This is a genomic window from Streptomyces sp. NRRL B-1347, assembly GCF_000720325.1.
Taxonomy (GTDB): domain Bacteria; phylum Actinomycetota; class Actinomycetes; order Streptomycetales; family Streptomycetaceae; genus Streptomyces.
Window position 1 is genome coordinate 151,082 of sequence record NZ_JOJM01000008.1, and the last position, 25,974, is coordinate 177,055.

Genomic DNA, 25,974 nt, shown 5'->3' on the forward strand with positions numbered 1-25,974 from the left:
AAACCGTTTCGTTTCGATATGACATCCGCGTACAGTAGCGGGGCGAGCAGCGACAGAAAGGCGGCGGTCATGGCGGCCACGGCACCCCCCCGGCGCAGCCGGATCTCGCCCGAGCGTGAGGCGGAGCTGTACGAGGCCGTGCTCGACCTGCTCCGCGAGGTGGGGTACGAGAGCCTCACCATGGACGCCGTCGCCACCCGCACCCGCTCCAGCAAGGCCACGCTCTACCGCCAGTGGGGCGGCAAGCCGGAGCTCGTGGCGCGGGCGCTCAGGCACAACAAGCCGGCGTCGCTCGCGGACATCGACACCGGTTCGCTGCGCGGTGACCTCATGCGGATGGCGACCCTGCAGGACGACTGCAAGATGGAGCAGGACCACGCCCTGATGCGCGGCCTGTTCCACGCCATCCACGGAAACCCCGAACTCCACCAGGCGCTGCGCCAGTTGCTCATCGAACCGGAACTCACCGGGCTCGACGCGATGCTGCGGCGCGCGGTCGAGCGCGGCGAGGTCGCCGCGGACAACCCGGCCCTGGAGTACGTCATCCACATGCTGGTCGGCGGCTTCACCGCCCGTGAGCTCGTCGAGGAGCGCACGGTCGACCAGGAGTTCCTCATCAAGTACATCGACGCCGTGATCCTCCCCGCCCTCGGCGTCTGACCCGAGCCCCTCAGCGGCACCACTCCTGACGCGAGTCGCTCACGTCGTCGGGCCGATCCCCCCTGCCCTGTAGCCACCCCACGACCTGACCGGGAGTACCCCCTCGTGGCCACGTTCCTGTACAAACTGGGCCGACTCGCCTTCCGGCGGCGGCACTTCGTCGCCCTGATCTGGGTGGCGCTGCTCACCCTCGCGGGGGTGGGCGCCGCGTCGGCGCCGACCGCCGCGTCCAGCTCCTTCTCGATCCCGGGCACGGAGGCCCAGCGGGCCTTCGACCTCCTGGAGCAGCGCGCCCCCGAGGCCAGCGCCGACGGCGCCAACGCCCGCGTGGTGTTCAAGGCACCGGCCGGCGAGAAGGTCACCGACCCGGCCAACAAGGCCGCGATCGGCAAGACCGTGGCCGCGCTCAAGTCCGGCTCGGACCAGGTGGCGCGCGCCGACGACCCGTTCGCGGCCAAGGCGGTCTCCAAGGACGGCACCACGGCGTACGCCTCGGTGACGTACAAGGTCACGTCGATGGAGCTGACCGACGACAGCCGGGACGCCCTGGAGAAGACCACCGACGACGCCCGCACCGGCGGCATGACCGTCGAGGTCGGCGGCGACGCCCTGCAGGCCGTCCCGCACACCGGGGCCACGGAGATCATCGGCATCGCGGTCGCCGCCGTCGTGCTCGTCATCACCTTCGGCTCGCTCGTGGCGGCCGGGCTTCCGCTGCTCACCGCCCTGATCGGCGTCGGCATCGGCGTCTCGTCGATCACCGCGCTCGCCAGCGCCCTCGACCTCGGTACGACCACCTCGACGCTCGCCATGATGATCGGCCTCGCGGTCGGCATCGACTACGCCCTGTTCATCGTCTCCCGCTACCGCGCCGAGCTGGCCGAGGGCCGCGACCGCGAGGACGCGGCGGGCCGGGCCGTCGGCACGGCGGGCTCCGCCGTGGTCTTCGCCGGTCTGACGGTGGTCATCGCGCTCGTCGGCCTCGCGGTCGTCAACATCCCGATGCTCACCAAGATGGGCGTCGCGGCGGCGGGCACGGTCGCCATCGCCGTCCTGATCGCGCTCACCATGATCCCGGCGCTGCTCGGGTACGCGGGCCGCAAGGTCAAGCCCGCGGGCGAGAAGAGCAAGCTGCTCGGCGGCAAGAAGGGCAGGAAGGGCAAGGGTGGCGAGGCGCAGGCCGCGCCCGCGAAGGAGAACCTCGGCACTCGCTGGGCCCGCTTCGTGGTCCGCCGCCCGATCGCCGTCCTGCTGCTCGGCGTGCTCGGCCTCGGCGCCGCCGCCATGCCGGTCGCGAGCCTCGAACTCGGCCTGCCCGACGACGGCTCGCAGCCCACCTCCACCACCCAGCGCAAGGCCTACGACCTCATCGCGGACGGCTTCGGGCCCGGCTACAACGGCCCGCTGATGACCGTCACCGACCTCAAGGGCGTCAAGGACGCCAAGGGCGAGGCCGCCGCCGTCGCCAAGAAGATCGGCGGCCTGGACGACGTGCTCGCCGTGAGCCCGCCCGTGTTCAACAAGGCGGGCGACACCGCGATCATCAGCGTCGTGCCGTCCGCCAAGCCCAGCGGCGCCGACACCGAGAACCTCGTCCACGCCATCCGCGACGAGGCGAAGGACGTCAAGGCCGACAGCGGCGCCGACGTCATGGTCACCGGCACCACGGCCATGAACATCGACGTCTCGCAGAAGCTCAACGACGCGCTGCTGCCCTACCTCGCGCTCGTCGTGGGCCTCGCCTTCCTGCTCCTGATCGTCGTCTTCCGCTCGATCCTGGTCCCGCTCAAGGCGGCGCTCGGCTTCCTGCTCTCGGTGCTCGCGGCGCTGGGCGCGGTGGTCGCGGTCTTCCAGTGGGGCTGGCTCGGCTCGCTGTTCGGCGTGGAGCAGACCGGTCCGATCATGAGCATGATGCCGATCTTCATGGTGGGCGTCGTCTTCGGCCTCGCGATGGACTACGAGGTGTTCCTCGTGACCCGCATGCGCGAGGCGTACGTCCACGGCGAGAGCCCGGAGGAGGCGATCGTCACCGGCTTCAAGTACGGCGCGCGGGTCGTCTCGGCGGCCGCCGTCATCATGATCGCCGTCTTCGCGGGCTTCATCGGGTCCAGCGAGCAGATGGTCAAGATGATCGGCTTCGGCCTCGCCATCGCGGTCTTCTTCGACGCGTTCGTCGTCCGCATGGCCATCGTGCCCGCGGTGCTCGCGCTCCTCGGCCGCCGGGCGTGGAGCCTGCCGCGCTGGCTCGACCGGGCGCTGCCGAACGTGGACGTGGAGGGCGAGGGCCTCAAGGACATGGCGCCCGCGGCCGACGGCGACCCCGACGGCAAGCGGGAGCTGGTCGGCGTGTGACGCCCCCGATCGCTGTCAGTGACTGACCGGCGTGGCGGCCGTGTACGTACGACGCAGGAAGCGCACCAGCGCGGACGAGTCGAACTGCACGACCGCCACGCCTTTCGGCGTGTGGAACTCCACGACCGCCTGCACCCGCCCGCAGGGCCAGATCCGTACGTCACCGCTGGACGCCGGGGCCCTCAGACCGCGCTCCAGGAGGTCGCGCTCCAGGACCCAGTCGGGTGATCCGGGGCCGTCCGCGGCCACCGTGCCGGGCAGGCCGATCCGCACCGAGCGCGGGTCGGCCTCCGGGTCGTAACGCAGGGCGACGGGGACGACGACGTGGTCGTCGGGGGAGTCGGTGACGATGTGGGCCCGGGTGACTTGTTCGACCGCTGACATGGCTCTGTCCTCTCGCCGTCCCGGCCCGCACACGTGCGGATGCCCTCTCCCCAATGTCCCATATGTACGGATATTGAGGTGTGCGGGGAGGCGCTTTTCCGGGGCGCGGACGGGGGCGCGTATTGGTACTCCTACGCTCTTGCGACCTTTTCGCAACAGCGCACATCATTGAAAGGTTCACGAGCGTCCCGCTCGGAGCGATCCGCTCATTTCGCGTGAGTGCCTCCCCACGCTCACGACATGCACCTTTCCAGGAGCACGCGCATGCATGTCCCGGATGGATTCATCAACGCTCCCGTATCCGCCGCCGCGGGCGTCGCCGCGGTGGGCGCGGTCGCCGTCGCCCTGCGCGGCGCGCGCCGTGAACTGGACGAGCGGACGGCGCCGCTCGCGGGCCTCGTGGCGGCCTTCATCTTCGCCGTGCAGATGCTGAACTTCCCCGTCGCCGCGGGGACGAGCGGCCATCTCCTTGGCGGTGCCCTCGCGGCGATACTCGTGGGCCCCTTCACCGGGGTCCTGTGCGTGTCCGTGGTGCTGCTCATGCAAGGCGTCCTGTTCGCCGACGGCGGCCTGACCGCGCTCGGTGTGAACATCACGGTGATGGCGGTCGTCACCACGGTCGTGGCGTACGCGGTCTTCCGGGGCCTGGCGAAGGTCCTGCCGCGCGGCCGCCGCTCGCTCACCGCCGCCGCGTTCACCGCGGCCCTGCTCTCCGTGCCGGCCGCGGCCGCCGCCTTCACCCTCATCTACGCGATCGGCGGCACCACCGACGTCCCGATCGGCAAGGTCGCCACCGCCATGATCGGCGTGCACGTCCTCATCGGCATCGGCGAGGCCGCCATCACGGCGCTCACGGTCGGCGCGGTCGTCGCCGTGCGGCCCGACCTCGTGCACGGCGCGCGCGGCCTGACGGCACCGCTCAAGCTGCGGGTGGGCGGCGCCCTCGTCGACGCGCCCGCCGTGCGCGCCCCCGCCCCCGCTGCGGCCCGCTCCCACCGCAAGCTGTGGGCCGCGGGCCTGGTGACCTCCCTCGTCCTCGCCGGGTTCGTCTCCTTCTACGCCTCCACGAACCCGGACGGCCTGGAGAAGGTCGCCCGCGACAAGGGCATCGACCAGAAGGAGAAGGAGCACGCCGCCAAGGACTCGCCCTTCTTCGACTACAGCGTGGAGGGCATCACCAACACCCGCCTCTCCGGCGGCCTCGCGGGCGTCGTCGGCGTCGGCGTGACGGTGGTCGCGGGCACCGGCGTCTTCTGGGCCGTCCGCAGGCGGCGCGCGCAGTCCACGGACCAGGCGGACCCGGCCGGGACCGCCGCGGCGACCGCGCCCGCCGAGAGCGCCTGACATGGGCGCGGGCCACGCCCACCGCCTGTACCGCCACGGCCGCTCCCCGGTGCACGCGCTGCCGCCGCACGCCAAGCTCACCGCCGTCTTCTGCTTCGTGGTCGTGGTGGTGTCCACCCCGCGCGAGGCGGTCTGGGCCTTCGCGGCCTACGCGGCCCTGCTCGCGACGGTGGCGTACGCGGCCCGCGTACCGCCCCCGTTCCTGCTGAAGCGGCTCCTGATCGAGATCCCCTTCGTGGGGTTCGCGCTCCTGCTGCCGTTCGTCGCCCAGGGCGAGCGCGTGCACGTCATCGGCCTCTCGCTCAGCGAGAGCGGCCTGTGGGGCGCCTGGAACGTCCTCGCCAAGGGCACCCTCGGCGTCGCCGCTTCGGTGCTCCTCGCCGCCACCACGGAGCTGCGCGAACTCCTCCTCGGCCTGCAGCGGCTCAGACTCCCGCCGCTCCTCGTCCAGATCGCCTCCTTCATGATCCGCTACGGCGACGTCATCGCCGACGAGATGCGCCGCATGCGCATCGCTCGCGAGTCCCGCGGCTTCGAGGCGAGCGGAGTGCGCCACTGGGGCGTGCTCGCCAAGTCGGCGGGGGCGCTCTTCATCCGCTCGTACGAACGGGGCGAGCGCGTGCACCTGGCCATGGTGAGCCGGGGCTACACGGGCTCCATGCCGGTCATCGACGAGGTGACGGCGAGCCGGGCCCAGTGGTCGTACGCCCTCGCCCTGCCCGCGACCGCCCTCTTCGTCTGCCTGTTGGGATGGACCCTGTGACCGCATCGCTCGAGGTCTCCGGCCTCGCCTACGCCTACCCCGACGGCCACCAGGCCCTGTTCGGCGTGGACCTGACGATCACCCGCGGCGAGCGCGTCGCCCTGCTCGGGCCGAACGGCGCGGGCAAGACGACGCTCGTCCTCCACCTGAACGGCATCCTCACCGCTGGCGCGGGCACCGTCACCGTGGCCGGACTGCCCGTCGGCAAGCGGCACATGGCGGAGATCCGCCGCAAGGTCGGCATCGTCTTCCAGGACCCCGACGACCAGCTGTTCATGCCGACCGTGCGCGAGGACGTCGCGTTCGGCCCCGCCGCGGCCGGGCTGCGCGGCCCCGAGCTCGAAGCCCGCGTGCACAAGGCGCTCGCCCAGGTCGGCATGGACGGGTACGCCGACCGCCCGCCGCACCACCTCTCCTTCGGCCAGCGGCGCCGGGTGGCCGTGGCGACGGTCCTCGCGATGGAGCCGGAGATCCTCGTCCTGGACGAGCCGTCCTCGAACCTCGACCCGGCCTCGCGCCGCGAACTCGCCGACATCCTGCGCGCGTTGGACGTCACCGTCCTGATGGTCACGCACGACCTGCCGTACGCGCTCGAACTGTGCCCCAGGGCGCTGGTCCTCAGCGAGGGCGTGATCGCGGCCGACGGCGCGACGGGGGAGCTGCTCGCGGACGAGGAGCTGATGCGGAGCCACCGCCTGGAACTGCCCTTCGGCTTCGATCCCAAGACGGCGGGGGCGGCACGCTAGTGGAATCTTCGGCGGCACGGGGTGGTTGGCTCAGGCATGGACGCTGACGTAGTGGCTACGGCGGGGGCCGACACCGAGGTGCACGGCACGGTGGCCCCCGGTTACGAACCGGTCGGGGACGCCTTCCGGCGCACCTTCACCGCGCTCGGCGAGCGGGGCGCGGCGGTCGTCGTGTACCGCGACGGGCGGCGCGTGGTGGACCTGTGGGGCGGCACGCGGGACTTCGACGGCGGCGCCCCCTGGGAGCGGGGCACCGCCCAGCTCGTCCGCTCGGCCACCAAGGGCGTGGCCGCCGCCGCGCTGCTCCTGCTGCACCAGCGCGGGCGCCTCGACCTGGACGCGCCCGTGGGCGCCTACTGGCCGGAGTTCAAGGCGCGCGGCAAGGAGCGGGCGCTCGTCCGGCACGTGCTCGCCCACCGCGCCGGGGTGCCGGTCCTGGACCAGCCGCTGACGCCCGCCGAGGCGTACTCGCCCGACCTCGCGGCCGCGGTCGTCGCCGCGCAGGCGCCCGCCTGGGAGCCCGGCACGGACCACGGCTACCACGCGCACACCTACGGCTGGCTGACCGGGGAGCTCGTGCGCCGCGTCTCCGGCCGGGCCATCGGCGAGTGGATCGCGGACGAGGTCGCGGGGCCGCTGGGCCTCGACCTGTGGCTGGGGCTCCCCGAGGCGCGGGCCGCGCGGGTCGGGCGGCTCGGCGGCATGGCGGCCGACACCGGGCGCGGCGGGCTGCGCGCCCGGCCGAAGCCGGAGGTCGCGGCGGCGTACGCGGACCCCTCGTCCCTGACGCGGCGCGCCTTCGCGGTCATCGACCCGCTGCCCGACGAGAACGACCCCGGCTACCGCGCGGCCTCCCTGCCCGCGTCGAACGGCATCGCCACGGCGGACGGGCTCGCCCGCTTCTACGCCGCGCTCATCGGGGACGTCGACGGGGGCGGCCGCCTCTTCGAGCCGGGCACCCTGGCCCTCGCCCGCGGCGAGGCGTCCGCCGGGCCCGACCGGGTCCTCGTCACCCCCACCCGCTTCGGCCTCGGCTACATGCTCCACGGCCCCGCGGCGCCCCTGCTGACCCCGGCCTCCTTCGGCCACCCCGGCCGCGGCGGCACCCTCGCCTTCGCCGACCCCGAATCGGGCCTCGCCTTCGCCTACGTCACGAACACCATGGGCAAGGGCGTCACGGCGGACGCCCGCCCCCAGAGCGTGCTCCGGGCCTTGCGGGCCGTATAGCCCGTCCGGCGTTCGAGGTCGGGAGCCCCCGGCAGGGCCCTACCCCGCGTGCAGCATCAGGCCGATGCCCGCCACCATCACGCCCGCGGCCAGCATCCGCGGCGCCCCGAACCGCTCCTTGAAGAACACCGCCCCGATCCCCGCCCCCACGATGATCGAGGACTCCCGCAGCGCGGAGATCGGTGCGAGGTCGGCCCGCGTCTGGGCCCACAGCACGAGCCCGTACGCGGAGACGGAGAGCGCCGCGCCGAGGAGCCCGATCCAGGCCACGGGCCGCACCCGCCCCACGAACCCGCCGCGCCACCGCCACACCGCGTACAGCGGCACCACCGTGCCCTGCACCAGCATCAGCCAGGCGATGTACCCGAGGGACGAGCCGGACGCCCGTACCCCGAGACCGTCCACGACGGTGTACGCGGCGATGGAGACGCCGGTGGCGAGCGCCGCGCCGAGCGCGGTCCAGTCGGGCCGCCGCCCGGAGCCCCGGATGCCCCACAGGGCGAGCCCGGTGAGCCCGGCCGAGCAGACGGCGACCCCGGCGGCCTGCCACCCGCCGGGCACCTCGCCCGCGAACACCGCCGCGAGCACGGTCACCACCAGCGGCGCGGTGCCGCGCGCGATGGGGTAGGCCTGCCCGAAGTCCCCGAGCCGGTAGGACCACATGAGCAGCGCGTAGTAGGCGACGTGGATGGCGGCGGACAGCAGCAGATAGGGCCAGGCCCCGGCGTCCGGCACGGCCACGAAGGGGGCGAGCAGCAGCCCGATGAGGGCGCCGCCGCCCGATATGAGGGTGAAGCCGACGAGCTTGTCGGTGATGTGGTGGGCGAGCGCGTTCCAGGCGGCGTGGGTGACGGCGGCGAGCAGGACGGCCGCGGCGACCAGCGGGGTCACCGGGCGGCTCCGGCGGCCTCGGCGGCGGTCCCGGTCCGGTCGGGGAACCGCCGGACCGCGCCGGTCGGTTCGTCGGGGCCGAGCTCGCGCGGGGCCCGGGTGAAACGGGGGTGCGCGGATGAACCGCCGGTGTCGTACGCGTCGCTGGCAGAAGTACCCATGCGGCGCACGCTAGCGGTGCGTGTACGTGCCATGCGACCGGGTATCGACGGCCGGACGGCTCGCGGCCCCCGGCCGACGGGCCGTCCGGCCGTCCGGCCGTCCCGGCTCAGCCTCCGGCGAGCAGCATCGCCCGCACCACCGGGCCCGCCGATTCGCCGCCGTGCCCGCCGGCCTGCACCACCGCCGCCGCGGCCACGTCCCCGCGGTACGCCGTGAACCAGCCGTTGGGCTTCTTCTGCCCGTCGACCTCCGCGGAGCCGGTCTTCGCGCCGGAGTCGGAGCCGAGGCCCGACATCGGCTTGACGGCGGTGCCCGCGACCGCCGTGTAGTGCATGAGGTCGCGCAGGGCGGACGCCGTCGAGGGGGACATCCTGCGCGCGGCCGTCGCCAGCTTCCGCTTGTCCAGGGATGGCGGGACCAGATACGGCTGCCGGAACGTGCCGGACTTGACCGTCGCCGCCACCGACGCCATGTTCAGCGGGTTCATCCGCACCCCGCCCTGGCCGATGAGTGAGGCCGCCATCTGGGCGTCCGACTGCACCGGCACCGCGCCGTCGAACGAGGACACGCCGATCGACCAGTTGTCGTTGCCGAGCCCGAAGACGTCCCGGGCCTGCTTGGTCAGGTCGTCGTCGGAGAGCTTCTTCGCCTGGCTGATGAAGGCCGTGTTGCAGGACCGCGCGAAGCTCGCCCGGAAGGTGCCGTTCTTGATCTGGAACTTGTCGTCGTTCTGGAACTTCCAGCCGCCGTACGTCTCGTACTTGGGGCAGGGGTGCTTCTTGTCGACGCCCGCGAGCTTCTTCTCCAGGAGCATCGAGGACGAGACGACCTTCATCGTGGAGCCGGGGGCGAGCGAGCCCTGGAAGGCCGTGTTGAAGCCGCCGGGGCGGGAGTTGGCGACGGCCAGGATCTCGCCCGTGCTCGGCTTCACGACCACGACCGACGCCTGCTTGCGCTTCGCGGTCTCCTTCTCGGCCCGCTCCTGCACACGAGGGCTGATCGTCGTCTTCAGCGTGCCCGGGGTGCCGGGCGCGAGCGTCAGGAGCGTCTTGTCAGGCGTGACCTTCGCGTCGTCGCTCTTGGCCTTCGTGCGCGCCGCGTCCCGCGCGTCCTTGCGGACGATCCGCAGCTCGATGCCGCCGGTGCCGCCCGCCTTCTTGCCGTACTTGTCCCGCAGGCCGTCGAGGACCGTGCCGAGCGAGGGGTACTTGGCGGCCGTCAGCGCGCCGCCGTCCCGGGCCAGGGCCTTGATCGGCGGATCGCCCGCCTCGCCGGTGACCAGGCGGTCGCCGGGCTTCAGCTCCGGGTGCACGACGGAAGGGCGCCAGGCGACGAGCGTCCTGCCGTCGGACGCCCGGCGCACGACCTTCAGCGCCGAGTCGTACGCGTACGGCTTGCGCACCGTGCCCACCGCGCCCTGCGTCTTGCGGTTTCCCTCGTACGAGACCGTCGCCGCCGCCTTGAACGGCACCTTCGGGCTCTTGGGGCCCGCGGGCCTGCCCGGCGTGAGCCGCACCTTCGTGACGCGGGCGTCCTTCTGATACGACCGCAGGGCCGTCCGTGCCGCGTCGCGGTCGTCGGTCAGCGCGGCCGCGCGGTCCACGTCGCCCGCCGCCCAGGCCGCGAGGAACCCCCGCGCGGTGGTGCGCACTTCGGCGGCCGTCGGCGGGCCCGACGCCACGGCCTTGCCGTCCGCACCGCCCGCCCCGTCCGCCTCCGGCTCCCCCGCCAGGGCGTACGCGGCGAAGCCCACCCCGCACACGACGGCGACCACCGCCCCGCCGAGCACGCCCGGCCGCACCTTCTTGCGCTCGGCGACACGTCTTCTCTTGCCCACGAACCAGCCCTCCGCGATTCCCCGTCGGCCCCCGCCGCACCTCTGCTCAACTCACCGAAGGCCCAACCTAGCGGCAGCCCGTCCGGGCACGGTTCGCGGCGTCATTGGTTTGGGCTGCGCCCAAGCGCCCCACTGGCCGTGGGTGTGCATTCCGCGGACCGGTTGTGGCTGGGCGCGCCCGCGCGGCGGAGCCGCATATGGACACAGCCCCGCGCCCCTTTGGGGCGCGCCCCCGGGCGGGCGCTCACGCTCAGGTCGCTCGGAGGATTGCTGCCACGATTGGGCCCGCCGTGTCGCTGCCGTGGCCGCCCTCCTGGGCCATCGCGGCCGCGGCCACGTCCCCGCGGTAGCCCGCGAACCAGCTGTTGGGCCGCGCCTGTCCGTCGACCTCCGCCGAACCGGTCTTCGCGCCGACGTCGGGGCCGAGGCCCGCCATGGCCCGTGCGCCCGTGCCGGACAGCGCGGTGCGCCGCATCATCTGGCGCAGCTGGGCGACGGTCGTCCCGGACAGGCCGCGCGCGGTGGCCAGTTCGCCCGCGATGAGGGACTTCGGCACGAGCACGGGCTGGCGGAAGGAGCCCGTCATCGCCGTGGCCGTCACCGACGCCAGGTTCAGCGGGTTGAGCTGCACCTCGCCCTGGCCGATGGCGTTCGCCGCCCGGTCGGGGCCGGTGGAGGCGGGCACGGAGCCGTCCTCCGAGGGGATGCCGGTGCGCCAGTCGTCGCGCCCCAGGCCGAAGTTGTCCCGCGCCTCCTCGGTGAGGGAGGCGTCGGTGAGCGGCTTCTCGTCGACGAGCTTCACGAACGCCGTGTTGCAGGAGCGGGCGAAGCTGTCCGCGAGCGTGGCCCCGCCGTTCGGCTCCAGGCCGGTGAGGTTCTTGAAGGTCTGGCTCTGCCAGGTCGCGGTCGACGGGCACGGCGCCGGGCCGCTCGCCTTGGTGACGCCCTTGTCGATGAGCATCGCCGCCGTCACGATCTTCATCGTCGAGCCGGGCGCCAGCTCGCCCTGGAAGGCCGCGTTGAAGTCGTCCTCGCGGTGGTTGGCGACCGCGAGCACCTCGCCGGTGCTCGGCTTGACCGCGACCACCGACGACTCGGGGTACTTGGCGACCGCGTCCTCCGCGGCCCGCTGCGCGACGGCGCTCAGCGTCGTCGGCAGCGTGCCGGGTCTGCCCTTGGCGAGCGTGAGCAGCGTCGTCGTACCGGCGTCCGCCGAGGCCCGTTTGACGTACAGCTCGATCCCGGGGCGGCCGCCCGCCTTCTCGCCGTACGCCGTCCGCAGCCGCGCGAGCACCGGCGCGAGGGACGGGTACCGCTCGGGCGTCAGGACCCGGCCTTCGCGGTCCACGGCCCTGATGGGCGGCGCCGCGGCCTCGCCGGTCTCCAGGCTCTCGCCCTCGTGCAGCTTCGGATGCACGACGGACGCCTTCCAGTCGACGAGGGGCCGCCCGGTGTTCCGGCCGCGCACGACCTCGAACGAGGACTCGTACGCGAGGCGCTTGGAGGTGCCCTCGTACGACACGGTGGCGCGGACCGAGAACGGCACGTGGGTGCCGTCGATCCGGCCCGGCGTCAGCCGCACCTGGCGGATGTGCGCGTCCTCGCGGTAGCCGGCCAGGGCGAGGGCGGCCACCTCACTGTTGTTCGTGTACACGGCCGCCGTGTCCGCGTCCCCCTTCGCCCAGGCCGCGAGGAACGACCGCGCGGTGTCGCGGACTTCCTTCGCGTCGGGCGTGCCCTTCTTCACCGCGGTCCCGGTGGCCGGACCGCCGTCGTCGTTCAGCGCGTTCACCACGTTGAACGCGCCGTATCCGGCGCCCCCCACCATGACGGCGAAGACCCCGCCGACGATGACGGCCTTCACTCGTTTGCGCATGAAGCGCTCCCTCCCCAGGAATGCCCACACTTTAGGAGGAGGAAGTCCGCCCCACCCCGGATTTCCTCAGGGCGGTCGCGTCCTGGGCAGATCTTCGGCCATATTCTCGATCGCTATCTGTCAAGAAGAATGGCCGGACCCATTCGGATCGGCCAGAACCGAATGGGAAGCGTGAACCGTCAGTTGAGCCCGTACGGCCGTGACGAGTTCCGTCCGCATCCGGGCGAGGTCCTGCCAGCCGGAGTTGATCCGGCTCGCCTGCTCGCTCATGGCCTCCGCGTCGCCGGACGCGAACGCCGCCAGCCAGTGGGTGAACCGTTCGTGCTGGGCGCGCGCCGTGCTGGTGACCCCGTCGGCGGCGGTGACGATGTCGTCGGGCCCCCACAGCTCCAGGTGCCCCGCCACGACGTGCAGGTCCATCGCGGCCGCGGACAGCTCTCCGATCTCGTCGACCGACACCGCGCGGGACGCCTTGACGTGGGATCCGCACACGCTCGCCGCCCGCAGATAGCGGCTGAACGCGTCGAAGACGTCGGTGCACGCCTGCCGGCGCTGGTCCCGTACCCACTGCTGGTGGTCGACGGACGACTGGGCCCGGACCTGCGTCTGCGCCGCCTCGATGGTCTTCTGCGCGCCGACACGGGCCCCGTAGGCCGTGGCGAGCCCGCCCACCCCGGCTCCGATGAGCCCCGCGATGCCCGCGGCCAGTCCGGCGATGCCCTGATCCATCGCAGCATTCTCGCCGCGGCGGGTGGGCGTTGCCACGGAGGGGCGAGATCGGGCCAATTGATGGGGTTTCAGCCGCTGCTTCCGGGGAGTTGTCCGGGAAATCTCCCGGAATTGTCCGTGATCGGTAACAGAGGCATCCCCTGATCACCGCGGTCCGTCCTGCGGGGTGGTCACAAGGGGACCGGGGATCGGCAAGGGACTGTGAGAGGGGCGGACATGGCGCGGCACGGCGGTGGGCGGGGCTGGTACGGCAAGGTGGTCGGGGCGGCCCTCGGGGTGATGCTGCTCGCCACCGGCGCCTCGGTGTGGACCGCGCAGGCCGGTGACACGGACGACGCGCCGCCGAAGGCTTCCGCACCCGGCAAGGGCGCCGCCGCCAAGCCCGTCTCGGCGGCCATCGCGCACGCCTCGGAGCAGGGCAAGCGGGGCGTCAACATCACCATCGACGACGGCCCCGACCTCAAGTGGACCCCCCAGATGCTCGACCTGCTGCGGCAGTACGGCGCGAAGGCCACCTTCTGCATGGTGGGGACGCAGGCGCAGGCCCACCCGGACCTCGTGAAGAAGGTCGTCGCCGCCGGGCACCGGCTGTGCGACCACTCGGTGTCGCACAACACCGCCATGGACAAGGACTCCCAGGCCTACCAGTCGAAGCAGATACTCGACGCCGAACGCATGATCACCAAGGCGTCCGGGGGAGTGCGCCCGATGTACTACCGGGCGCCCGGCGGGGCGTTCACCCCCTACAGCCGCAAGCTCGCCGCGTCCCGCGGCATGCGCCCGCTGGGCTGGAACGTGGACACCAAGGACTTCGAGCGCCCCGGCACGGACGCCATCGTCGCCACCGTCCAGCGGGAGCTGCCCAACGGGCCGACGCTCCTCTTCCACGACGCGGGCGGCGACCGCACCCAGACCGTCGAGGCCCTGCGCCGCCTCCTGCCCTGGCTCAAGGCCCAGGGCTACACCTTCGGCTTCCCGGTCCGCTGAACCCCGCGCCCGCCCGACTCCCCGCCTACACCCAGGTGTCCAGCCACATCCGCGACCGCCACGACTCGATCGGGATGGCCTGGCCCGTGTAGATCGGCCAGAAGTAGATGAAGTTCCAGAAGATCAGCAGGACCAGGACGCCCGCGCTCGCCGCGCCCGCCACCCGGCGGCGTTCGCTGGAGCCCGGCGGTCCGATCAGCGCGCCGACGAGCATCGCCACGGCCAGGCACAGGAACGGCACGAAGACCACGGCGTAGAAGTAGAAGATGGTCCGTTCCTGGTACATGAACCACGGCAGGTAGCCGGCCGCGACGCCGCACACGATCGCGCCCGCGCGCCAGTCCCTGCGGAAGAACCACCGCCACAGCACGTAGAGCAGCGCGGCGCCCGCCGCCCACCACAGCAGCGGGGTGCCGAGCGCGAGGACCTCGCGCGCGCACTTCTCCTTGGTGTCGGCCGGGCAGCCGTCCTTGCCGGGCAGCGGCGACTCGTAGAAGTACGAGACGGGACGGCCGTCGACGATCCAGCTCCACGGGTTCGACTGGTAGGTGTGCGGCGAGGACAGGCCGACGTGGAAGTCGTACACCTTGTTCTCGTAGTGCCACAGGCTGCGCAGCCAGTCCGGCAGCCAGGTGAAGCTGCCGCCCTTGCCGTCCGTCGCCGCCCAGTTGCGGTAGTAGCCGCCGGTGCCGTCGCTCGGCGAGAGGATCCAGCCGAGCCAGGAGAGCAGGTACGTGCCGACGGCGACCGGCACCGTCGCGGCGAACGCGGGCAGCACGTCCAGCCTGAGCACCGCCGTGTACGGCCGCCGCGCCCCGGCCACGCGGCGCGCGCCCACGTCCCACAGGACCGTCATCAGGCAGAAGAACACCATGATGTACAGGCCGTTCCACTTGGTCGCGAAGGCCAGGCCGAGGCAGAGCCCCGCCGCCCAGCGCCACGGCCGCCACCCCAGGCGCACGGTCTCGGCGACGCGCCGGTCCGGGCGCACCACCCCGTCGGCGTTCACCGGCAGCGCGGCCGCGAGCCGGGCGCGCGCCCGGTCCCGGTCCACCAGGAAGCAGCCGAACGCGGCGAGCACGAAGAACATCAGCACCTGGTCGAGCAGCGCGGTGCGGCTCATCACGAAGTGCAGCCCGTCCACGGTGAGCAGCGCGCCCGCGACACAGCCGAGGAACGTGGAGCGGAAGAGGCGCCGCCCGATCCGGCACAGCATCAGGACCGAAAGGGTGCCGAGCACCGCCGTCATGAACCGCCAGCCGAACGGGTCGAAGCCGAACAGCCATTCGCCGATGCCGATCACGTACTTGCCGACCGGCGGATGCACCACGTACGCGGGGTCCGTGGGCAGCGCGATGCCGTCGCCCTGCTGGATGACCGTGTCGTTGATCTTGTCGGGCCAGCTCAGTTCGTAGCCGCGGTGGATCAGCGCCCAGGCGTCCTTGGCGTAGTACGTCTCGTCGAATATCACCGCCTTCGGGCTGCCCAGGTTCCAGAACCGCAGCAGGCCCGCCACCAGCGCCACCAGGATCGGCCCGCCCCAGCCCGACCAGCGCGTCACCCGCTGGGCGGCCAGGGGCGGCACCCCGAGCGCCGCCCAGATCCGCGAGCTCGGCTCGGCGTACGGCGGGACGAGCCGCGCCCGCACATCGCCTCTGGGCCGCGCCGCGTAGCCGAAGCGGCGCAGTCTGCGGTGCCAGGGCGACGGCTGCTGTTCCTCGGGTTGCTGGCCCTCACGGGTGTCCGGGGACGACGCGGTACTGGTCACCGCGCCATCGTAGGGAACCAGACTGTGACAGTCCCGCGCCCTGCCCCTGCGAGGATGGAACCGTGACAGGAAGCGCAGACTCAAGCCCCGACGGCACGCCCGGCACCACCCCCGGCGGCTCCCCCGACGGCACCGGCACGCTCGTCCTCGCCGGCACGCCCATCGGCGACCCCGCGGACGCCCCGCCCCGGCTCGCCGCCGAACTTCAGCGCGCCGACGTCGTGGCGGCCGAGGACACCCGCAGGCTCAAGCGGCTCGCGCAGGCGCTCGGCGTCACCGTGGGCGGCCGCGTGGTGTCGTACTTCGAGGGCAACGAATCGGCGCGCACGCCCGAGCTCGCCGACGCGCTCGAAGGCGGCGCGCGGGTGCTGCTCGTCACCGACGCGGGCATGCCGTCGGTCTCCGACCCCGGCTACCGCCTGGTCGCGGCCGCCGTCGAGCGGGACGTCCGGGTCACCGCGGTGCCCGGCCCCTCCGCCGTCCTGACCGCGCTCGCGCTCTCCGGCCTGCCCGTGGACCGCTTCTGCTTCGAGGGCTTCCTGCCCCGCAAGGCGGGCGAGCGCCTCGCCCGGCTCCGCGAGTCGGCCGACGAGCGGCGCACCCTCGTCTACTTCGAGGCCCCGCACCGCCTGGCCGACGCGCTCGCCGCGATGGCCGAGGCCTTCGGCCCCGAGCGCCGGGCCGCCGTGTGCCGCGAACTGACCAAGACGTACGAGGAGGTCCGCCGCGGCCCCCTCAAGGACCTCGCCGAGTGGGCGGCCGACGGGGTGCGCGGTGAGATCACCGTCGTCGTGACGGGCGCGCCCGAGCCGAGCGGCGACGAACTCGACGACGACGAGCTGGTGCGCCGGGTGCGCGTGCGCGAGGAGGCGGGGGAGCGGCGCAAGGAGGCGATCGCCGCCGTGGCCGCCGACGCGGGGCTGCCGAAGCGGCGCGTTTTCGACGCCGTGGTCGCGGCGAAGCACGCGCCTGGGGCGTGACGCGGGACGGGAGCGACAGCGTGTGCGCAGGGGCGTGAGATACCGGCGCACACGCGTGCTGCCTGCACTTTCTCCGCCTTCGCCGACCGTTTCGGATCCGGGGGATTTATTCCTCCGAGCGGCCCATCGGCTGGCAAAGGACTATCGTGAAAGGCAAAAGCGTGGGCCGCGCGTCAGGCTGAATTCCTATGGGAATGCCAAATCGGGCCCAACAGTGCACAGGTCTGATGCGCTCGCTTCGGGAAAGGCGTCCACTGGAGGTCAGGGGCGCACCCGTCCCTCACCGCCAGGCCCGGGTCCGGGCAGGACGCTCCGGGCCGGTGGTGCTTGTCCAGCGGACAAGAGGAGCTCGCACATGAGTGAGATCGCAGACACCGGTCACCGCACGGCTGTCGACGTCGTCCATGAGTCCTACGCGTTCGCCTGCATGCGCTGCGGGCACGGCTGGGAACAGTCGTACGAGATCGAGCACCACGTGGACGCCAAGGGTCAACAGTTCGTGATGTATCTGGCGGGCGGGCACCGCGTGCCGTCCCCGCTCACCCGGCCCACCTGCCTGAACTGCGGGGGTCACGTCGTACGGATCATGCGCGCGGGCCAGGTGTCGACCGTGCGGTCCGCTCTTGAGTCCCTGCACCGCCAGCCGCACACCGAGCACCCGCCGTCGGCCACGAAGGTCCCGGCGAGCGACGACTCCGCCGAGGCCTCCGCGGGGGAGCCCAAGCACCACTGGCACCTCTCGGACCTGCTGCACCCCTTCCAGAACCACCGCAAGGCGGGCTGAGGCCCGCGGCGGGACGGGGGCGGGGCGTCTCCGGGAGGGCTCCGTAGGATCGGGGCATGCCCGCCGACACCACTCCGCCCCCGGCCCCCGCCCCGCTCCGCGTCCCGGTCGCCGACTCCCACACCCACCTCGACATGCAGTCCGGCACCGTCGAGGAGGCGCTCGCCAAGGCCGCGTCGGTGGGCGTCACCACGGTGGTGCAGGTCGGCTGCGACGTCGCCGGTTCCCGCTGGGCCGCCGAGACCGCAGCCGCGCACACCGCCGTCCACGCCGCGGTGGCCCTTCATCCGAACGAGGCGCCGCGCATCGTGCACGGGGATCCCGACGGATGGTCGCGGCAGGGGGCCCGCGCCGCCGGGGGAGAGGCCGCGCTCGACGAGGCGCTCGCCGAGATCGACCGGCTCGCCGCGCTGCCGCACGTCAAGGGCGTCGGCGAGACCGGCCTCGACCACTTCCGCACCGGGCCCGAGGGCATGGCCGCGCAGGAACGGTCCTTCCGCGCCCACATCGAGATCGCCAAGCGGCACGGCAAGGCCCTGGTCATCCACGACCGCGAGGCCCACGACGACGTGCTGCGCGTCCTCAAGGAGGAGGGCGCCCCCGAGCGCACCGTCTTCCACTGCTACTCCGGCGACGCCGCGATGGCCGAGGTGTGCGCGGAGCACGGCTACTTCATGTCCTTCGCGGGCAACGTGACCTTCAAGAACGCGGGGCACCTGCGCGAGGCGCTCGCCGTGGCCCCGCTGGAGCTCGTCCTCGTCGAGACCGACGCCCCGTTCCTGACCCCCGCGCCCTACCGCGGACGGCCCAACGCCCCGTATCTCATTCCGGTCACGCTGCGCGCCATGGCCGAGGTGAAGGGTCTCGACGAGGACGCCATGGCCGCGGCCGTCTCGGCGAACACGGCCCGCGCCTTTGATTACTGATCGATAACGACCGAAGCGTTCCGGGGCCTGACAGCCTGGGGCAGTGCCGCGACACAGAGTAGTCACCCTGCTTTGGAGAGTGACGGCCGCTCCGCTAGGTTCTGCAAGCCGATCTGCATGGCTTGTCAGTGGTTCACATGTCAGCTGGAGCGTCGTCGTGAGCAAACCGCAGTACGAGACGTATGGGCAGGCGCCGTTCGCGCCCTATGAGCCGTACGGGGGCGGCGGGGCCGCCGTGGGGCACGGGGGGTACCAGGACACGTACCGGCCGGCGTACGAGATGACGCCTCAGGCCGGGGAGTACGACGGCTACGGGGCCGGCGCGCCGGGCCAGGAGTACGGCGGATACACCGAGAGCAGCGAGAGCCCCGAGCACGTCGAGTACGCCGAGGCCGCGGACGGCACGGCGTACACGCGGGCCGAGGGCGCCGGGGGCGCCGAGGAGGCCGGGGAGGTCGGCTCCGGGCCCCTGCTGCCCCGGCAGGACGACGGGGCACGGGGTGCCGGGCGGGCCCGGGCGCGGCGCGCCGCGCGGCGCAAGCGGGGCGGCGAGCGGCCCGACGGCCTGCGCCGGCTCGTGCCGCAGGCCCTCGTCGTGGCCTTCCTCGCCGGCGGCACCTCCGCCTTCGTCGCCAACGACAAGGCCATCCAGCTCAGCGTCGACGGCAAGTCCCGCACCCTGCACACCTTCGCCGACGACGTGGGCGAACTCCTCGCCGACGAGGGCGTGGACGTCGGCACCCACGACATCGTGGCGCCCACCGCCGACACCGTGCTCGCCAGCGGCGACGAGATCGCCGTCCGCTACGGCCGTCCCGTGCGGCTCACCCTCGACGGCAAGAGCCGCAAGGTGTGGACCACCGCCCGCACCGTCGACGGCGCGCTGCGCCAGCTCGGCGTGCGCGCCGAGGGCGCCTATCTGTCCGCCTCGCGCGGCAAGCGCATCGCCCGCGAGGGCCTCGACCTCGACGTCCGCACCGAGCGCACCGTGACCGTCATGGCCGACGGCAGGGCCCGCACCATCCGCACGAACGCCGCGACCGTCCACGAGGCCGTGGAGGAGTCCGGCGTCACCCTGCGCGGCTCCGACACCACCTCCGTGCCGCCCGACAGCTTCCCGCGCGACGGGCAGACCATCACCGTCATGCGGATCTCCGGCCGCAAGGAGGTGCGCGAGGAGGTCATCCCGTACGAGGTCCGCAAGACCGAGGACGCCTCGCTGCTGCGCGGCACGGAGGTCGTGGTGCAGGCCGGGCACGAAGGCGCCCGGCGGGTCACGTACGCGCTGCGCACCGTCAACGGCGTGAAGCAGAAGCCGCGGCGGATCAAGAGCGAGGTGGTGCGGGAGCCGCAGACGCGGATCGTGAAGGTCGGCACCAAGGCCCCGCCCACGTCCGTGCCCGGGGCCGACGGGCTGAACTGGGGCGCGCTCGCGGCGTGCGAGTCCGGGGGCCGGCCCAGCGCCGTGGACCCCTCCGGCACCTACGGCGGGCTCTACCAGTTCGACACGCGCACCTGGCAGGGGCTCGGCGGCGCGGGCCGCCCCCAGGACGCGCCCGCCGCCGAGCAGACCCACCGCGCGAAGAAGCTCTACGTCCAACGAGGCGCCAGCCCCTGGCCCCACTGCGGCAAACGCCTCTAGCCCCGGGCTCCGACCAGCAGCGACCCCCGGGGCGCCCTCCCACCCGAAACTCTCCAGCCTTGCGAGGCAGGACCTCGGGGCGCCTGGGCGGGGGCGGGCGGCGGGACCATGCCTCCCCCCGCTGTGGGCAATCGTCCCGCTGGGCGAGTGGGGCATCCCCTGCTCGAGCGGAGCCGAGAGCTTGGGGAGGGGTGGGCACAGCGCCCAGGTGCCGCTCAGCCGGTGTGCCAGGGCCCGGCCCGCAGGGCCAGGGGTGCTGCTCGGCCGGGCCGTAGGGCCGGGGGAAGGGTGGGGCGCGGATACCCTGAGGTGGTGAGTAGCACCGAGCACGACGCCCTTCTGGGCCCCGCCGACATCCGCGAGCTGGCCGCCACCCTCGGCGTCCGGCCGACCAAGCAGCGCGGCCAGAACTTCGTCATCGACGCGAACACCGTCCGCCGCATCGTCCGCACCGCGGACGTCCGCCCCGACGACGTCGTGGTCGAGGTGGGCCCGGGCCTCGGCTCGCTGACCCTCGCGCTCCTGGAGACCGCCGCGCACGTCACCGCCGTGGAGATCGACGACGTGCTCGCCGGGGCGCTCCCGGCGACCGTCGAGGCCCGCCTGCCGCACCGCAAGGACGCCTTCGACCTCGTCCACAGCGACGCCATGCAGGTGCGCGAGCTGCCGGGCCCCGCCCCGACGGCCCTGGTCGCGAACCTCCCGTACAACGTCGCCGTACCGGTCCTGCTGCACATGCTCGACACCTTCCCCGGCATCGAGCGCACGCTCGTGATGGTGCAGGCCGAGGTCGCCGACCGCCTCGCCGCCGCCCCGGGCTCCAAGGTGTACGGCGTCCCGTCCGTGAAGGCCAACTGGTACGCGGACGTGAAGCGCGCGGGCGCCATCGGCCGCAACGTCTTCTGGCCCGCGCCGAACGTCGACTCGGGCCTCGTGTCCCTGGTGCGGCGCGCCGAGCCGGTCAACACCAGCGCGTCGAAGCGGGAGGTGTTCGCCGTCGTGGACGCCGCCTTCGCCCAGCGCCGCAAGACGCTGCGCGCCGCCCTCGCCGGCTGGGCGGGCTCCGCCGCCGCGGCCGAGGCCGCCCTGGTCGCCGCGGGCGTGTCCCCGCAGGCGCGCGGCGAGTCCCTGACCGTCGAGGAGTTCGCGCGGATCGCCGAGCACAAGGGAGCCGCGGCGTGAGCGTCACCGTACGCGTGCCCGCGAAGGTCAACGTGCAGCTGGCCGTGGGCCCCGCCCGCCCCGACGGCTTCCACGACCTCGCCAACGTCTTCCTCGCCGTCGGCCTGTACGACGAGGTGACGGTGGCGCCCGCCGACGAGCTGCGCGTCACCTGCTCGGGCCCGGACGCCGCCCAGGTGCCCCTGGACCGCACCAACCTCGCGGCCCGCGCCGCCCTCGCCCTCGCCGAGCGCCACGGCCGCCCCGCCGACGTACACGTCCACATCGCCAAGGACATCCCCGTCGCGGGCGGCATGGCGGGCGGCAGCGCGGACGCCGCGGGCGCCCTGCTCGCCTGCGACGCGCTGTGGGGCACCGGCGCGTCCCGGGACGAGCTGCTCGACATCTGCGCCGAGCTCGGCAGCGACGTGCCGTTCAGCCTGGTCGGCGGCGCCGCCCTCGGCACGGGCCGCGGCGAGCAGCTCCAGGAGCTCGCGGTGGGCGGCGACTTCCACTGGGTGTTCGCCGTCGCCGACGGCGGCCTCTCGACGCCCGCCGTGTACCGCGAGTTCGACCGCCTCACCCCGGACGCCCCCGCCCCCGAGGCCTCCCCGGCCCTCCTGGAGGCGCTGCGCACCGGCGACGCCACGGCCCTCGCGGCCGCCCTGTCGAACGACCTCCAGGCCGCCGCGCTCTCCCTGTTCCCCGCGCTCGCCGACACCCTGAAGGCGGGCACCGAGGCGGGCGCCCTCGCCGCGCTGGTCTCCGGCTCGGGCCCCACGACCGCCTTCCTGGTCAAGGACGCGGACGCCGCCGAGCGCGTCGCCGCCGCCCTGCGCGCGTCGGGCACCTGCCGCACGGCGCGCGCCGCCACCTCGCCCGCGCCCGGGGCCAGGGTCCGCTAGCCCCGCGCGCGCCGAGGGTCCGCTCCGCGGGCGACTACGCTGGACGGTCGGGTTCGTCTTCCGTCGTCAGGAGTGAAATGGCCGTCAACCTCGTCAATGTCGAGGCAGTCAGCAAGGTGTACGGCACCCGCGCGCTGCTCGACGGCGTCTCGCTGGGCGTCTCCGAGGGCGACCGGATCGGCGTCGTCGGGCGCAACGGTGACGGGAAGACGACCCTCATCCGGATGCTCGCCAAGCTGGAGGAGGCCGACACCGGGCGCGTTACGCACAGCGGCGGCCTGCGCCTGGGCGTACTGACCCAGCACGACTCGCTCGACCCCGCGGCGACCGTGCGCCACGAGGTCATCGGCGACCTCGCCGACCACGAGTGGGCGGGCAACGCCAAGATCCGGGACGTCCTCACCGGCCTCTTCGGCGGGCTCGACCTGCCGGGCTTCCCGCAGGGCCTCGACACCGTCATCGGGCCGCTGTCCGGCGGCGAGCGGCGCCGCATCGCGCTCGCCCAGCTGCTCATCGCCGAGCAGGACCTGATCGTGCTCGACGAGCCCACCAACCACCTCGACGTGGAGGGCATCTCCTGGCTCGCGCAGCACCTGCGGGAGCGCCGCTCGGCCCTCGTCTGCGTGACGCACGACCGCTGGTTCCTCGACCAGGTGTGCACCCGCATGTGGGACGTGCAGAAGGGCACGGTCTACGAGTACGAGGGCGGCTACTCCGACTACGTCTTCGCGCGCGCCGAGCGCGAGCGCATCGCGGCCACGGAGGAGGTCAAGCGGCAGAACCTGGTCCGCAAGGAGCTGGCGTGGCTGCGCCGCGGCGCCCCGGCCCGCACCTCCAAGCCGCGCTTCCGCGTCGAGGCCGCCAACGAGCTGATCAAGGACGTGCCGCCGCCGCGCGACACCAGCGAGCTGATGAAGTTCGCCACCACCCGGCTCGGCAAGACCGTCTTCGACCTGGAGGACGTGTCCGTACAGGCCGGTCCCAAGCTGCTCCTGAAGCACCTGACGTGGCAGCTCGGCCCGGGCGACCGCATCGGCCTGGTGGGCGTGAACGGCGCGGGCAAGACCTCGCTCCTGCGAGCCATGGCGGAAGCCGCCCGCTCCGAGGGCGAGACGCAGCCCGCGGCGGGCCGCATCGCCGTCGGCAAGACCGTGAAGCTCGCCTACCTCTCCCAGGAGGTCGCCGAGCTCGACCCGGCCACGCGCGTCCTGGAGGCCGTGCAGCAGGTGCGCGAGCGCGTCGACCTCGGCAAGGGCCGGGAGATGACCGCGGGCCAGCTGTGCGAGACGTTCGGCTTCAGCAAGGAGAAGCAGTGGACGCCGGTCGGCGACCTGTCCGGCGGTGAGCGGCGCAGGCTCCAGCTCCTTCGCCTCCTGATGGACGAGCCGAACGTGCTCTTCCTCGACGAGCCCACCAACGACCTCGACATCGAGACCCTCACGCAGCTGGAGGACCTGCTCGACGGCTGGCCCGGCTCGATGATCGTGATCTCGCACGACCGGTTCTTCGTCGAGCGGACCACGGACCGGGTGCACGCGCTGCTCGGCGACGCCACGATGCGGATGCTGCCGCGCGGCATCGACGAGTACCTGGAGCGCAGGCGGCGGATGACCGAGGCCGCGGCCCCGGCCCCCGCGGCGCGCCCCGAGCCCGAGACCAACGCGGTCTCCGCCGCCGACGCCCGCGCCGCGAAGAAGGAACTCCAGAAGATCGAGCGGCAGCTGGACAAGATCTCGGCCAAGGAGAACACCCTCCACACGCAGATCGCCGATAACGCCACAGACTTCGAGAAGGTGGCCAAACTGGACGCCGAACTGCGCGAACTCGGCAGCGAGCGTGAAGAGTTGGAAATGCGCTGGCTGGAGCTCGCGGAGAACGCGTGAGTATCGCGTAACGGACGCATCACGGGCCGGTCCTCCCTTGGGCACAGGGTCAGGACCGGTCCCGGCCATGGCTTGATTGGAGTGATAGAAAGGTCGGCCTGAGCACCACTTGGCGTGCCGAAAAATCAGTGAAGGGGGAAGCGCTGATGACTCAGCCGCCCAACCAGCCGCCGCACGGCGGCTTCGGAGCTCCACAGGATCCACAGGACCCGCGGCAGTCCGGCCCGCCGCAGCCGCCGACGCCTCCCGCGGGTCCGCCGCAGTCGCCTCCCCCGGCCCCGCAGCCCGGCTACGGCTACCCGCAGCAGCCGCCCGCGCAGGCCGGCGCGTACGGCTATCCGCAGCAGCCGGGTCCGTACGGTCAGCCGCAGCAGCCCGGCTCTTACGGCCAGCCCCAGCAGCCGGGCCCGTACGGCCAGCCCCAGCAGCCCGGCCCCTACGGCCAGCCCCAGCAGCCCGCCGGCTACGGCTTTCCGCAGCAGCAGTACCCCGGCGGCCCCGGCGGCCCGGCCACCCCGCCGCCCGGCGGTGGCGGCGGCAAGAGCCCCTTCAAGGGCAAGACCGCGGTGATCATCGGGGCCGCCGTGGCCACCCTGCTCGTCGCGGGCGGCGCGGTCTACGCGCTCACCAGCGGCGGCGACGACGAGAAGAAGTCCGAGTCCAAGAACAAGGACCCCAAGCCCACCGCGTCCGCCCCGGTCAACCCGGGCGACGGCAGCGGCGACGGCCACGCGGGCAAGGAGGACCTCAACGAGGGCCGCCAGGCCGGTGAGTCGAAGGTCCTCTGGTACAAGGAAGCCCCCAAGGCCCCCGGCAAGGGCGCCGACGCCCCCGGCATGTGGGTCGAGGGCAACATCGCCGTCAAGGCCGTTTACAAGGAAGTCCTCGGCTACGAGGTCGACTCGGGCAAGCCCGCCTGGCCCGCCGTCGAGCTGCCCCAGGACATCTGCGCGGCGTCCCGCCAGGTCAGCGAGGACGGCAAGGTCGTCATCGCGTACAAGGGCGGCACGAAGAGCGACGCCAAGTGCGACCAGCTCCAGGTCATCGACCTGAAGACGGGCAAGGAGGGCTGGAAGAAGCAGATCAAGGAGGAAGGTCTCTTCGACTCCACGCTCAGCATCGAGCTGACCATCACCGGCGACACCCTGATGGTCGGCCGCTCGCAGTCCGGCACCGCGTACAGCATGAGCAGCGGCGACGAGCTGTTCGTCTCCCGCAAGAAGGACGAGGGCACCTGCTTCCCGAACGGCTTCACCGGCGGTGACCGGCTGCTGCGGGCGCTGTCCTGCGGCGCCAGCACGCCCACCGAGCACGACGAGGTCCAGGAGCTGGACCCGAAGACGGGCAAGGCCAAGTGGACGAAGAAGTTCCCCAAGGGCTGGCGGCTGAGCAAGGTCTACTCCACCACCCCGACCGTCCTCTACCTCACCAACGAGGACAAGAAGCAGTGGAACATCACCACGCTCAAGCCGGGTAGCGACGCCACCCGCTCCGAGGTCCGCGTCAACGAGGACTTCGCGCCCGAGTGCGGCTGGGGCGGCATCATGGTCAACGACCTGCAGGGCTGCTCGGGCGCCGTCGCCGACGACAAGTACCTGTACCTGCCGACGAAGAAGACCACCGGCGCCAACGAGATCGTCGCGATCGGCCTCAACACCGGCAAGGCGAACTGGCGCGTCAAGTCCCCGTCGGACACCTCGATGATGCCGATGAAGACCCAGGACGGTCAGCTCATCGCCTACGTCAAGCCGTCGTACACCAGCGGCGGCCAGGTCGTCTCCATCGCGCCGAGCGGCTCGCACACGCCGAAGACGCTGCTCAAGAACCCCGAGGGGACGTCGAAGATCGAGAACGGCTTCTTCTCGAAGGCGATCGACTACGTGGACGGGCGCTTCTACATCTCCACCACGCGCCTCTCCGGCAGCGCGCAGGGCCGCGAGAAGCTGATGCTGGCCTACGGCAAGTGA

At 72.8% G+C, this 25,974-nt stretch carries 22 protein-coding genes; 15 read left to right on the forward strand and 7 right to left on the reverse strand.

Going from position 1 to position 25,974, the window contains the following annotated elements; genetic code table 11:
• The first annotated feature begins 69 nt into the window (after positions 1-69).
• Both IG74_RS0111165 and IG74_RS0111170 read left to right on the forward strand, forming a co-directional pair.
• On the forward strand, positions 70-660 hold the full coding sequence (locus IG74_RS0111165; protein WP_030673706.1) for a TetR/AcrR family transcriptional regulator: 591 nt from the start codon (positions 70-72) through the stop codon (positions 658-660).
• A 105-nt stretch (positions 661-765) separates the two neighbouring features.
• Complete coding sequence (locus tag IG74_RS0111170; RefSeq protein WP_030673709.1) at positions 766-3,012, forward strand: MMPL family transporter; 2,247 nt, start codon at positions 766-768, stop codon at positions 3,010-3,012.
• Positions 3,013-3,027: 15 nt separating this feature from the next.
• On the opposite strand, the gene IG74_RS0111175 is transcribed toward IG74_RS0111170, so the two are convergent.
• Positions 3,028-3,396, reverse strand: a complete 369-nt coding sequence (locus IG74_RS0111175; protein WP_030673712.1) for an SsgA family sporulation/cell division regulator — start codon at positions 3,394-3,396, stop codon at positions 3,028-3,030.
• A 264-nt stretch (positions 3,397-3,660) separates the two neighbouring features.
• Between IG74_RS0111175 and IG74_RS0111180 the strand changes: the two genes are divergently transcribed.
• The 4 genes from IG74_RS0111180 to IG74_RS0111195 are packed head-to-tail and all read left to right on the forward strand — an operon-like array spanning position 3,661 to position 7,476.
• Complete coding sequence (locus IG74_RS0111180) at positions 3,661-4,740, forward strand: energy-coupling factor ABC transporter permease (protein WP_030673716.1); 1,080 nt, start codon at positions 3,661-3,663, stop codon at positions 4,738-4,740.
• 1 nt (position 4,741) lies between these two features.
• Complete coding sequence (gene cbiQ / locus IG74_RS0111185; RefSeq protein ID WP_030673719.1) at positions 4,742-5,503, forward strand: cobalt ECF transporter T component CbiQ; 762 nt, start codon at positions 4,742-4,744, stop codon at positions 5,501-5,503.
• Positions 5,491-6,249 carry an energy-coupling factor ABC transporter ATP-binding protein gene (locus tag IG74_RS0111190; protein WP_030673722.1) on the forward strand — a complete coding sequence of 253 codons (759 nt, stop codon included), beginning with the start codon at positions 5,491-5,493 and terminating at the stop codon, positions 6,247-6,249. Before cbiQ ends, IG74_RS0111190 begins: the two co-directional genes overlap by 13 nt.
• Positions 6,250-6,285: 36 nt before the next feature.
• A complete protein-coding gene (locus tag IG74_RS0111195; RefSeq protein WP_051854792.1) occupies positions 6,286-7,476 on the forward strand; it encodes a serine hydrolase domain-containing protein in 1,191 nt (396 codons plus the stop codon).
• A gap of 39 nt (positions 7,477-7,515) precedes the next feature.
• Here the strand turns inward: IG74_RS0111195 and IG74_RS0111200 are convergent, their stop codons facing one another.
• From IG74_RS0111200 to IG74_RS0111220, 5 genes are all read right to left on the reverse strand, one after another.
• On the reverse strand, positions 7,516-8,367 hold the full coding sequence (locus tag IG74_RS0111200) for a DMT family transporter (RefSeq protein ID WP_030673729.1): 852 nt from the start codon (positions 8,365-8,367) through the stop codon (positions 7,516-7,518).
• Complete coding sequence (locus IG74_RS49315) at positions 8,364-8,528, reverse strand: hypothetical protein (protein WP_199818813.1); 165 nt, start codon at positions 8,526-8,528, stop codon at positions 8,364-8,366. Before IG74_RS49315 ends, IG74_RS0111200 begins: the two co-directional genes overlap by 4 nt.
• A 107-nt stretch (positions 8,529-8,635) precedes the next feature.
• Positions 8,636-10,366, reverse strand: coding sequence for a penicillin-binding transpeptidase domain-containing protein (locus tag IG74_RS0111210; RefSeq protein WP_030673732.1), 1,731 nt, complete (start codon positions 10,364-10,366; stop codon positions 8,636-8,638).
• Between the two features lie 250 nt (positions 10,367-10,616).
• On the reverse strand, positions 10,617-12,242 hold the full coding sequence (locus IG74_RS0111215) for a penicillin-binding transpeptidase domain-containing protein (RefSeq protein ID WP_030673734.1): 1,626 nt from the start codon (positions 12,240-12,242) through the stop codon (positions 10,617-10,619).
• Positions 12,243-12,362: 120 nt separating this feature from the next.
• The gene (locus IG74_RS0111220; RefSeq protein WP_030673737.1) at positions 12,363-12,971 is read right to left on the reverse strand and encodes a hypothetical protein; all 609 of its coding nucleotides are present in this window, start codon (positions 12,969-12,971) and stop codon (positions 12,363-12,365) included.
• Positions 12,972-13,187: 216 nt separating this feature from the next.
• Here IG74_RS0111220 and IG74_RS0111225 point away from each other — a divergent pair, with 216 nt between their 5' ends.
• Positions 13,188-13,958, forward strand: a complete 771-nt coding sequence (locus IG74_RS0111225) for a polysaccharide deacetylase family protein (protein ID WP_030673740.1) — start codon at positions 13,188-13,190, stop codon at positions 13,956-13,958.
• A 25-nt stretch (positions 13,959-13,983) separates the two neighbouring features.
• Here IG74_RS0111225 and IG74_RS0111230 read toward each other — a convergent pair whose 3' ends face one another.
• Positions 13,984-15,726 carry a dolichyl-phosphate-mannose--protein mannosyltransferase gene (locus tag IG74_RS0111230; RefSeq protein WP_030673743.1) on the reverse strand — a complete coding sequence of 581 codons (1,743 nt, stop codon included), beginning with the start codon at positions 15,724-15,726 and terminating at the stop codon, positions 13,984-13,986.
• A gap of 62 nt (positions 15,727-15,788) precedes the next feature.
• On the opposite strand from IG74_RS0111230, the gene rsmI reads away from it, so the two are divergent.
• The 8 genes from rsmI (at position 15,789) to IG74_RS0111270 (ending at position 25,974) form a co-directional block, all read left to right on the forward strand.
• Positions 15,789-16,706, forward strand: a complete 918-nt coding sequence (gene rsmI / locus IG74_RS0111235) for a 16S rRNA (cytidine(1402)-2'-O)-methyltransferase (RefSeq protein ID WP_078868709.1) — start codon at positions 15,789-15,791, stop codon at positions 16,704-16,706.
• A 355-nt stretch (positions 16,707-17,061) separates the two neighbouring features.
• Positions 17,062-17,490, forward strand: coding sequence for a hypothetical protein (locus IG74_RS0111240; RefSeq protein WP_030673749.1), 429 nt, complete (start codon positions 17,062-17,064; stop codon positions 17,488-17,490).
• A gap of 56 nt (positions 17,491-17,546) precedes the next feature.
• Positions 17,547-18,416 carry a TatD family hydrolase gene (locus IG74_RS0111245; protein WP_030673752.1) on the forward strand — a complete coding sequence of 290 codons (870 nt, stop codon included), beginning with the start codon at positions 17,547-17,549 and terminating at the stop codon, positions 18,414-18,416.
• Between the two features lie 157 nt (positions 18,417-18,573).
• A complete protein-coding gene (locus tag IG74_RS0111250) occupies positions 18,574-20,058 on the forward strand; it encodes a resuscitation-promoting factor (protein WP_030673756.1) in 1,485 nt (494 codons plus the stop codon).
• 312 nt (positions 20,059-20,370) lie between these two features.
• Positions 20,371-21,240 (forward strand): 16S rRNA (adenine(1518)-N(6)/adenine(1519)-N(6))-dimethyltransferase RsmA, encoded by an 870-nt coding sequence (rsmA, locus tag IG74_RS0111255; protein ID WP_030673758.1) that lies wholly within the window; start codon positions 20,371-20,373, stop codon positions 21,238-21,240.
• Positions 21,237-22,124 (forward strand): 4-(cytidine 5'-diphospho)-2-C-methyl-D-erythritol kinase, encoded by an 888-nt coding sequence (locus IG74_RS0111260; protein WP_030673761.1) that lies wholly within the window; start codon positions 21,237-21,239, stop codon positions 22,122-22,124. Before rsmA ends, IG74_RS0111260 begins: the two co-directional genes overlap by 4 nt.
• Positions 22,125-22,201: 77 nt before the next feature.
• Positions 22,202-24,007, forward strand: coding sequence for an ABC-F family ATP-binding cassette domain-containing protein (locus IG74_RS0111265; RefSeq protein WP_030673764.1), 1,806 nt, complete (start codon positions 22,202-22,204; stop codon positions 24,005-24,007).
• Positions 24,008-24,153: 146 nt separating this feature from the next.
• The gene (locus IG74_RS0111270; protein WP_030673767.1) at positions 24,154-25,974 is read left to right on the forward strand and encodes a PQQ-binding-like beta-propeller repeat protein; all 1,821 of its coding nucleotides are present in this window, start codon (positions 24,154-24,156) and stop codon (positions 25,972-25,974) included.